The following is a 10,373-nucleotide window of genomic DNA, read 5'->3' on the forward strand; positions in this document are numbered from 1 at the left end:
TAAAGCAAAAGCTGAAAAAATTCAAAAACAAGTTGAGAAAAATCCAAATAAATTCGGCGAAATTGCCAAAGATGAATCAATGGATTCTTCAAGTGCTAAAAAAGACGGTTCTTTAGGATATGTAGTTAAAGGACAAATGGTAAGTAAATTTGAAAAAGCCCTCTTCAAACTTAAAGAAGGAGAAGTATCTGATATAGTTAAAACAGATTACGGTTACCATATCATCAAAGCCGATAAGGAAGATGATTTTGATAAACAAAAATCTAAACTTAAAGCTAAAATTATAGAACAAAAAGTTCAAAAGAATCCAAAATTACTTACAAATGCTTACAAAGACTTGCTTAAAGAATATGATGTAGATTATAAAGATAGTGATATCAAAAAAGCTGTTGAAAATACTATTCTCAACCCAGATAAATTAAAACAACAACAACAGTCTTCAGATAGTTCAGCATCATCTAATTTATCTTCATAATTTTCAAGAATTAACGCAATCATTAATTAAAAGTACCTTGTCTAGAAGTTGCATAAAAACGTGCAATTAAGTCTAGACAAGGCTTTTTAATTCGAAAAAAGCTTTCTACTTAACAAAGTGAAACGGCTTCGTTAAGTAGAAAGCTTATATATGTTTTAATCTAATTTTTCTGGATTATAAAATTGGCGATTTTCCATTCCAAATATACGTTCAGTAAATTGCCCTTTTTCTGTCTTTTTGAAGGCTTTATCAAACATATTCATTTTAGCATCAATATTATCAATAAAGAATAAGATTTCCGCTTCTTTTAGGTGCGGTAGTTTTGGAGATCCAAATTCCATTTTACCATGATGTGCTAAAATCATATGACGTAGTAACATCACTTCTTCCCCTTCAATATTAAGTTCCTTAGCTGCTTCTGCAACTTCATCACTCGCTATTGATATATGACCTAGTAAATTCCCTTCTACCGTATAAGTCGTAGCAACTGGCCCACTCAGTTCTCTTACTTTTCCTAGGTCGTGTAAGATAATTGAACTATATAATAAACTACGATTTAGTAATGGATAAATATCACATAGAGATTTAGCAATTTGAAGCATAGTCAATACGTGATAGCTTAATCCACTGGCGAAATTATGGTGATGTGAACTTGCTGCTGGGTAAGTAAAAAATTTAGCTTGATATTTTTTCAATAAATGACGTGTAATGCGGTGTAGATTAGCATTTTCAATTTCTAAAATATAATGGGAAATTTGCTCTTGGATTTCATCCGCTGTTAGTGGAGCTCCATCAACAAAATCTTGTGTTTTAAAGCCATCTTCTGGCGTAGCCAATCTAAATTTATTTACTTTCATTTGTTTACGACCACGATAATTTATAACGTCACCTTTAACCCATATAATTTCCTCAGGTTTTAAAATCTGCATATCTTCTTTACTTACTGTCCATAATTTGGCTTCAATATCTCCACTTTTATCTTGGAGGAAAAGCGTCATATAATCTTTGCCTTGAGCAGTCACTCCTTGTGTAGCTCTATGAACTAAAAAGAAGTTCTCTACCGAATCTCCCGGATTTAATTTTTCTACATTTCTCATTATTTTTCGCCTTCCTCTATTTTATTTAATATCAACATTTCTTTAGAAGGAATTGCAGTATCTTTAGTACATGTAAAGTACAATACTTGATAGTCTTTAGCCAATTCTCTTAAATAGTTTAACATCATTGATTTTCTTTGTTTATCAAAATGGACGAACGCATCGTCAATAATGATTGGGAATGGATAATACGGTCTTAATATGTGTATTAAACTTATTCTTAGCGCTATATATAATAATTCTTTAGTGGACTGACTTAATTCTAGAGGATGATACATTTGTCCATTACTATGTCTTACCATAATGGAATCATTCTCATAAGTAATTAGATTATAGTTGTCATTAGTTAACGTTTTAAATATTGTGATGGCTTCGTTTATTACTTGTGGTAAACGCTTATCCTTAATTTGTTTAATATGTTCGTTAATAAGGGCTTCTAAATAGCTCAAACTTGCCCAATCTTTCGCAATATCGTTCATTCTATTTTTCAAGCTAAAATATTCATGTCGTAATTTGGATAAAGTTTTATCTGTTTCCATTTGATTGATTTGCGCAGTGAAATCACTTACTTCAGTTTGTTTGTCTAAGTATTGCTCATTATAATCATCTACTTGTTGTGCTAGTAGTTCGTCTTCTTCTTCTAGTTGAGCTGTTGTCTTTTCACTTAAATTAGAACTATCTTCATATGAGAAATGATGATTTTCTAAGTAAGTTGATAAATCATTAAAACGCGCTAGTTGTTGTTGATACAGTTGATAGCGTTCGTATGCTTCATAATATTCTTCTTCATTATTTACATTATTCGCTTTGAATAACTCGCCAATGATATCTTTATTTTCTGTTAATCTTTCATTTAGTTGTTTTAGTTCATTGCTTAATAATGATATTTGGCTTTCAAGTTGTGTCTTTTGTTCCTTTTCTTTCTCATAGTTAGCTATCCAACGTTTTAAATCACTGAATATCGATACTTTGTTAAAGTTAGAAAATTCTTCTTTAGTTTGTTGTTGAGCTTTTTCATAAAAGGCAGAGAGTTTATGTGTAAGCTTTAATCTTTGTTCTAACAATTGATTCAAGTAATTATCATTCGATTTAATTTGATTCATCGTATTAAAGCTATCGACTAATAATTCATCTGACATTGTGCTAGGTAATCTTAAATCTTCTTTCACTTTATTAATATGACTTGATAAATCACTTATATCTTTTTCAGTTTGATCTAATAAACTTTGTTGATGTTCTAATTTATTACTTACTACGCTCTTATTGTTACTAATATTACTCCAACGTTCACGTAGTTGATATTGATGATCGAGATCGAAATCTAAATCATAGTTAGCTTCTAGCTCGCTTAGTTGACGTTCTAAATCACTAATTTCATCACTAATCGTTTCACTATAATCAACTTCTTTAGTTCTAGTAAAGAAAATGCCTACTACAAAAATTACAGTTAAAATGACGAATATAATGCCAAAGATAAGGTTTTGAGTCACAAATGAGAAAATCGTTAATCCTAGACCAATTAATGCAAGGATGATAAAACTAAATCTTAACCACCATTGGCGTTTTTGTTTTTTCTCTTTATCTTTGTTAAATGTATCTTTTAATTTATTATAGAGATTTTCTTTTTCATGTAATTCTAATTTTTGTTGATTATATTGTTTTTTCTTATCAAGTGCATCTTCAGGAACTAATTCTTGTTCAAGTCCTTCAATCTCTTCACTCAAAGCGTTTTGTTCTATTGTATTCTCTTCAATTGTACGCTCGATTTGTTGTTTTAGAGCACTTTGGTTGTTACGTTCTTTAACCTTTTCACTTATATAATTTTTTGTAGCTTCTGAAGTGTCTGTCTCATGATAAACATCTTGCCATCCAATGCTTGTTTTTAAATCTTGTTGTTGACGTTGATATGTGTCAATCTCTTTTGTAAGAGATTCCGCCTTTAACTCGGTTTGTTGGATATCATTTTCATCATGACTGAGACGATAAAGGTGATTGACCGTTTCCTCACTAGGTAACTCTATCGCATTGAAGTCATATTCTAATTGCTTTATTTTTTCTTCTCTTAAACCAATATCTCTACTGAGTGATTGTTTATATTGTGATGCTGTTTCATAGCGTTCGATACCCTTTTCTGAGAATTTAAGCGGCTCAATATTCAAATCTTGTTCAAGTCGCTTCCACTCTTGCGCTTGCTCATGAATCGCTAATTGCTTTTGTTTAGTTTCGTGCATTTTAGATAATTGATTTAAATTTTCTTTTAGATGGCTTAAATGGCGTTGTGATTTATCTCTTTCATCGACAAGACGTTGATATTCATCTAGTTTTGTTTCTTCTTCACGAATTTGCGCTTCTAATTGTTTCAATTCATCTATTTGTTGATTTAAAATTGGGTTTTTACCCGCTTTTTTATATAATGTTGCTTTCTTTTGACTAACTAAATTACCCATTGTCGTAAATTCAGAAGACCCTAGCGCACCAGCTTCAAGTAAGTAGCTTTGTAATTGCTTTTCATCTAAATTACGATGAATATCTTGTAAACCTAATACGTTAAATGAAAATATACCTTGATATGTTTTTTTAGAAATATAGTTTAATTTCTTCTTCAACCATGCTTCATCACGAATTAAGCCATTCTCGAGATAAACCTTTACATCCCCTTGAGCACTACCTTTAACCCGTTCTACGACGACTTCTGATTGATCGTCGAAAAGTAACGTCAGCTTACCACCATACTGGTTACCCATGCGCGGTTCTAAACGTGGTTCTTTTTCTTTCTTTGTAGGAAAGCCAAATAATATAGAATGGATAAATGCTTGAATTGTAGATTTACCCGCTTCATTTTCACCAAAAATTTCGGTAAATTCTTTATTAAAGTTAATCTTACGTTGCACAAACTGACCGTAGCCATAAATCTCAAGCGTTTTAATGATCATTGTGTTCACCTCTCATATCCGCTTTCAATAAATTCTCAGCGCGATTAACTAACTCAACTTTGTCAAATTCAGTATAATCTTCTAGATATTTAGAAGCTCTAGGATTTAAATATAATTCTGTCATTGCATCGTCAAAGACTTTAGAATCATTAGTCAGTTCTTCTGAAAATTCCTTTACCAGAGGAGTTTCTTCATTTTGAAGATAATTATAATTAATTTCATCGATTACTACGAAATGATGTTCATTCTCTTCATAATCATCTATCATTTCTTTAATCTGTAATATATCTTGTGAAGATAGCATAGTTTCACTATCAATGTTGACCGTTAATTTATAGAATGCTTTACCTTTATGACGTACGCGCTCTTTGAAAGATTGAATTTCTTCATAGATACCTTGTTTACTCGTCTTATGTGTAGTTATAGTAGCTTCATCAAAACGAATAGATTGGGTTGGTATAAATTGAGTGTTTAATCTTAAATGGTCTCCTTCTACAAGCAAGCACCCTTTCAATCCTTGTTCTCCAAAATGTCTGCCTTGTATGTTACCAGGATAATGAATTGGAGGCATGTCACTTAACTCTTGGCGCTCATGTATATGTCCTAACGCCCAATAATGGTATAGTTTTTTATTTAAATCTTCTAAGATAAATTCAGTATAGCGATCTTTAATTGAAGATTTACTATATGTTCCATGAAGCATGCCAATATGAATACCATTTAATCCTTGACTAGATGGGAAATCATCTATTTTATTCTCATAACTTCCGTCATTTTGATAACTAAAACCGTGGATATAAATTGTTTCACCATCTTTAGTTATTGCTTGATATGTCTCAACATTGCTAGAGAACACCGACACATTCTCAGGCCAATCGTCTGTAATTCTTTTAGTAAGTGGGTCGTGGTTACCATGACTTATGTATACAAATATTTGTTCTTTTTCTAAGCGTTTAAATTGCTCTTTCAAAAATACTTCAGCACGTAGTGTTCGATTCTCACTATCAAATAAATCCCCTACGATAAGTACAAAATCTACTTCTTCCTTTAAAGCCGTATCGACTATTTTTTTGAAACTTTCATATGCGCTATTTTGGATATCTTCAAAAATTGTAGGCGCTAAATAGCTTTTAGACTTAAAGGGGCTATCAAGGTGCAAATCAGCACAGTGAATAAATTTTATCATGAATATTAGCTCCTTAATAATATGATAATGTAGCTATGATATTCCTATATTTTACCATACCTTATTTATCTGGGTCGATGAACTTTATCAAACTAAAAAAAGCTACAAAGCTTTCGTTTGAAAGCAATGTAGCTTTAAACCTATAAATTAGTCAGCGTAGATTTCATCTAAAGGTTTAACAATAATTTGGTTGATTTCTTGGAAGACTTGACTCATGTTTTGTTCAGCTTGCATTAATTCAGAAATATTTTCATCTTTTTCAATTGCTTGAGCTTGTTCTTGAGCTTTAGCTAAGTCTTCTTCAGGAATTTCTTCACCTTGCATTTGTTTTTGTTGGAAGTTTAATTGAGTTTCACGGAACTCATCAAATAATTTTTTAGATTCTTCATTATCTTTTACTTTAGAAAAAGCATCTTTAATAGCTTTGTATTCATCACTATCTCTTAAAGCTTGTTCTAATTGATTTGCATAATCATATAAATTTACTGCCATGTCTGTTTGCACTCCTTAGTGTAAAGTTATTTTTGACAACTCTTTTATACCATAACATATAATTTATTGTTAGACAAAGATTGCGACCAATCCTTGGAAGAAGCCAATGATACCACCTAAAATAAAGCCTAGAGACATAATTAATTTCAATTCTTTATTAGCAATTTCAATAATCAAACGCTCAATATAATCTAGGTCAAATGTATTAATTTGATCTTCAACTAATTTGCGTAGATTGATTTTTTCCATAATAGATGACAAGTGTGTTGAAGCTTGATTAATAATTAATTCTGTTATTTTATTTACAACTTCATTTTCTAAATAATTAATAAAATTAGGCGCTAATTGATTTAAAGGCGTGTCGACTTTCTGGTTTAAATTGAGATAATTTGTAATTAATTGAGAAGTCGCATTAGATATTTTTATAAATTGCTCTTCCTTAACTACTTGTTCTAATGGTTGTTTTTTTAGTGTTTCATATTCATTATGAATCACTTTATCAATAATAGATTTGGCTTTAGGATGACGAGTTAAACGTATCAATTCATGTTGAATTCTATCTGCAATGCTTTCTTTAGTCATAAACATTTGTAGTAAACCGACTATTTTCCCTTTTTCAGTGAAGAAAGTCTCAAGCATATCATAAATATCTCGTGCACCCTTATCTGATTCTAAATACACGCGCGCACGCTCACACAATAAATCTCCAACACCATCTATTTTATTATCTATCATAGCCACCGCTTCTGTCGGTAAGATTTCATTTATTGGAAGATGTCTGTGCGATGCATAATATTGATTAAATTTCGCTACAATCATACTATCAATTCGTTCGTTCACTAATTTATCAATATCAATATCGAAATGACTAGCGAATCGACGAATGGTTGCATCATCGGATTTTAGCTTAGATACTTGTTCTTTTACTAACTCGTTAATCGATGCTCTCGTATTACTTTCATTTAATTTATTATTGATGACAGTTTCTGTAATTAAGTGTTCTTCTATTACCTGTCCAATTTTACTAGCGATTTCTTCTCTTCTCTTAGGAATTAGACCAGGTGTGAATGGGACTCGCATTTTAAAAATATAGTATGGTTTAAAAGGATGGAATAGCATGCGTATAGCGATAACATTGGTAATACCGCCTATCACTGCACCTACTACCACCATGAATAATATTACTAAGAAAGCTTGCATTGAGATTACTCCTTAATTTGTTGAGATAACATTACGATGATTATATCATGATAGAAATTAAACTTCACAATTTAAATTGATTAGATTATTAAAAGAGTCAGTTAGTTTGTTTTCAAAAATAGAATGCTTATGCAATTTAGAATATGACTATATTCTTACAATAATAAAATGACAAAAATAAGGAGCCTAGTCCATTTCAAGTAGAAATGTTCAGGGCTCCGTCATTATCTATATTTAATAGTGACTAAATCTTTAATAGACTCTTCTATCACTATATCATTAATTTAGAAATTTATATTTTAAACGTGCATTAATTCTTCTTTCGCATTTCTGTTAAAATAAGTTTCTGCTTCTCTTAATTTAGAAGTACCGAAGATAGGTTGTTTTTCAGAATTCAACACTCTGTAAATATTACTTACTTTATTACTTTGCAAGATGAAACCGTTACGCGTTTCAATTGTGTTCCAATAAATATCACTTGTTGTAGAGTGATTTGGGTATGCACAATGATTACGTGAAATTGTTTGAACGATTTCTAATGGGTCACAACCAAATGTGTTATTTAATACATCTGAATCTCTAAATAACGCACAAATAGAAACACATGTCGTCCAGTTTGGTAATACACGTTCTTTTTCAATTTGAACTAACGTCTTTTTTGAAAGGCCAATTGTTTGAGCCATAGTATCTTGCGTATAGCCCGCTTCAATTCTTACCATTTTAAATTTTGTTTGAATTAAATCTGTAAAACTCTGTCTATCCATATTTATTCTCTACCTTTCTAATAGGGGGTTATTTAATCCGGACACAAGAAATTGCAATAATACACATTTCTTGAAACACAAATTACATCTTAATATATTTTTAATCAAATGAAAAGAGGAATTTTTGTTTTTATACACAATTTTATTAAAGCCGAAATTATCAAAATAATTAAATTAGTTATATAATACAGTTTTTTTAAACAAGTTAAGTATTATAAAATGTGATTATTTCAATGAATTTTCCTCATTACACTTAATTATAAACTTAAATAAGTTTATTCTCTATTGCATAAATTGCTGCTTGAGTTCGATCGGTTACTTCTAGTTTATTAAAAATATGACTTACATGAGTTTTAATCGTCTTTTCAGAAACGTATAATGTATTAGCAATTTCTTTATTTGTTTTGCCTTTTACCATTTCACTAAGTACGTCTAGTTCACGTTTTGAAAGTTTATGATTATAATGTGGTTTCTGAGACATAGTGTCCATCACACTTTGCGCTTCTGGGTGGATGACTTGCTTATTATTTAGTACATCTAAAATAGTAGTAATAAGCTTTTGTGGTTCAACGTCTTTCATTTCATAACCATCTGCGCCTTTATTTATTGCTGAAATCACATGTTCATCATCTACGTAGCTTGTTAGAACTAAAACTTTAATCTCAGGATAATGTTTCTTTATGTATTCAGTCACTTCAATGCCATTCATTTCTGGCATTACTAAATCTAATAATATAATGTCTGGTGCAGAATTCTCTTCTAAATACTTTATGAAAGTTTCACCATTCGCAAAACTAGCTTGTACTTCTAATTCATCTACAGTTGATATCAAGAATTCTAAGCCTTGTCTAACAATATGATGATCATCAATTAAAATAACTTTTGCCAACTGTTCTTTCCCCTTTCAAGGTTATTAGAGTGGGATTTGCATCGTAATTTTAGTGCCTTTATGAGGCACTGAATCTATATGTAATTGACCGTTCAAAAGACGTATACGCTGACTTATATTTTTTAAACCTTGTGATTCAGTATTATTTGATTTATTGATTTCGAAGCCCACTCCATTATCCGCTACATCTATAAATAATTTATCAGTAGTTTGTTTTAGATTTACATATATATTGCGTGTCTCCGCGTGCTTTTTAGTATTATTCATCGCTTCTTGAAGTATTCTATAAATATGTTCTTCAATAACAATGGATAGATTAATTAGCCCTTCTACTTCAATATTTAAGTTTAATTGAAGAACTTGGGCATATTTTTTTAGAGCTTGTACTAAACCATATTCTAAACCGGCTGGCTTTAGTTGCCATATGAGCGACCGCATTTCATTTACGGCACTTTGACTCGTATCTTCAATCATTTTAAAAGCTTTCTTAGCCATATCATCAGACGTAATATCGTGTGCTGCATGAGCCGTTAATTTTAATGAGAATAACATTTGATTCACTGAATCATGTAAATCACGTGCTAAACGATTACGTTCATTTATACGCGCCGCTTCTTTTTCTTGATCGGTTAAATAAATTCGTTTAATGGCTGAACCAATTTGTAACGCTACAGATTCTAATAACTCAAGATCTTCTTCACTATAATGAGAAGTATAGGGCGTGGCTACATTAAGTAAGCCATACTGTTCATTTCCAGAGCGTAACGGGACTGTGGCATGATGAGTAACACCATCCGTCTCCTCTTGATGCGCTTGATTTGCTAAATTTATTCGTGAGCAATTTATAATGTTAGAAGCTTTTGTCAATCTTTCATTGTGATAAGCGCTAACACACCAACATGAACCTTCTTTCATATAATTGCAATTATTTTTACGCAAAGCTCCAGGAAGTTGTACATCTACGACCAATTCATGCTCACCTGCATCGTTTATAAAGAAGATCCAACCAGTCGTAAAGTTGCTACCGTTAATTAAATATTTAACTGCACCTTGCATCATACTATATAATTCAGTTTCTTCATTGAGATACTCTGCAATTTCTTTTAATAACGCTAAGCGTGTTGGTTTTTCCATTTAATCGCTCCAATATTATTCAAATTCGCAATAGTATTATTATACAGTGTGTTGTTATTTTTTAAAATTATTTATTGATTCACACTTTATTTTCAACCTTCTAAGAATTAACAAGTATGTATTTTGAAATTCATTACTATATATCAAGCTCACAATCATCTATCTAATTTCACAAGATATGATATGATAAATACGTACTTAAT

9 protein-coding genes are annotated in these 10,373 nt (G+C 31.0%); 1 reads left to right on the forward strand and 8 read right to left on the reverse strand.

What is annotated here, in order from left to right; all coding sequences use genetic code 11:
• The coding region (locus tag CD147_RS12415; RefSeq protein ID WP_240621119.1) for a peptidylprolyl isomerase at nucleotides 1-475 on the forward strand (475 nt) is incomplete at its 5' end.
• 155 nt (nucleotides 476-630) lie between these two features.
• On the opposite strand, the gene yhaM is transcribed toward CD147_RS12415, so the two are convergent.
• The 8 genes from yhaM to CD147_RS11745 all read right to left on the reverse strand — a co-directional run bounded on the left by yhaM (nucleotide 631) and on the right by CD147_RS11745 (nucleotide 10,170).
• Nucleotides 631-1,572: a 3'-5' exoribonuclease YhaM gene (gene yhaM / locus CD147_RS11710; protein WP_103167617.1), complete on the reverse strand. Its 942-nt coding sequence runs from the start codon at nucleotides 1,570-1,572 to the stop codon at nucleotides 631-633.
• Nucleotides 1,572-4,505 carry an ATP-binding protein gene (locus CD147_RS11715; protein WP_103167618.1) on the reverse strand — a complete coding sequence of 978 codons (2,934 nt, stop codon included), beginning with the start codon at nucleotides 4,503-4,505 and terminating at the stop codon, nucleotides 1,572-1,574. The genes yhaM and CD147_RS11715 overlap by 1 nt, the downstream gene beginning before the upstream one ends.
• On the reverse strand, nucleotides 4,495-5,691 hold the full coding sequence (locus tag CD147_RS11720; protein WP_103167619.1) for a metallophosphoesterase family protein: 1,197 nt from the start codon (nucleotides 5,689-5,691) through the stop codon (nucleotides 4,495-4,497). Before CD147_RS11720 ends, CD147_RS11715 begins: the two co-directional genes overlap by 11 nt.
• Nucleotides 5,692-5,838: 147 nt before the next feature.
• Nucleotides 5,839-6,183, reverse strand: coding sequence for a YlbF/YmcA family competence regulator (locus CD147_RS11725; RefSeq protein ID WP_103167620.1), 345 nt, complete (start codon nucleotides 6,181-6,183; stop codon nucleotides 5,839-5,841).
• A 69-nt stretch (nucleotides 6,184-6,252) separates the two neighbouring features.
• The gene (locus tag CD147_RS11730) at nucleotides 6,253-7,383 is read right to left on the reverse strand and encodes a DUF445 domain-containing protein (protein WP_103167621.1); all 1,131 of its coding nucleotides are present in this window, start codon (nucleotides 7,381-7,383) and stop codon (nucleotides 6,253-6,255) included.
• A 299-nt stretch (nucleotides 7,384-7,682) separates the two neighbouring features.
• Nucleotides 7,683-8,147, reverse strand: coding sequence for an XRE family transcriptional regulator XdrA (gene xdrA, locus CD147_RS11735; RefSeq protein WP_053030612.1), 465 nt, complete (start codon nucleotides 8,145-8,147; stop codon nucleotides 7,683-7,685).
• 265 nt (nucleotides 8,148-8,412) lie between these two features.
• Nucleotides 8,413-9,036 carry a response regulator gene (locus tag CD147_RS11740; RefSeq protein ID WP_103167622.1) on the reverse strand — a complete coding sequence of 208 codons (624 nt, stop codon included), beginning with the start codon at nucleotides 9,034-9,036 and terminating at the stop codon, nucleotides 8,413-8,415.
• Between the two features lie 24 nt (nucleotides 9,037-9,060).
• The gene (locus CD147_RS11745; RefSeq protein ID WP_103167623.1) at nucleotides 9,061-10,170 is read right to left on the reverse strand and encodes a GAF domain-containing sensor histidine kinase; all 1,110 of its coding nucleotides are present in this window, start codon (nucleotides 10,168-10,170) and stop codon (nucleotides 9,061-9,063) included.
• Between the last annotated feature and the right edge of the window lie 203 nt (nucleotides 10,171-10,373).

It is taken from the genome of Staphylococcus devriesei (assembly GCF_002902625.1).
Classification (GTDB): domain Bacteria; phylum Bacillota; class Bacilli; order Staphylococcales; family Staphylococcaceae; genus Staphylococcus; species Staphylococcus devriesei.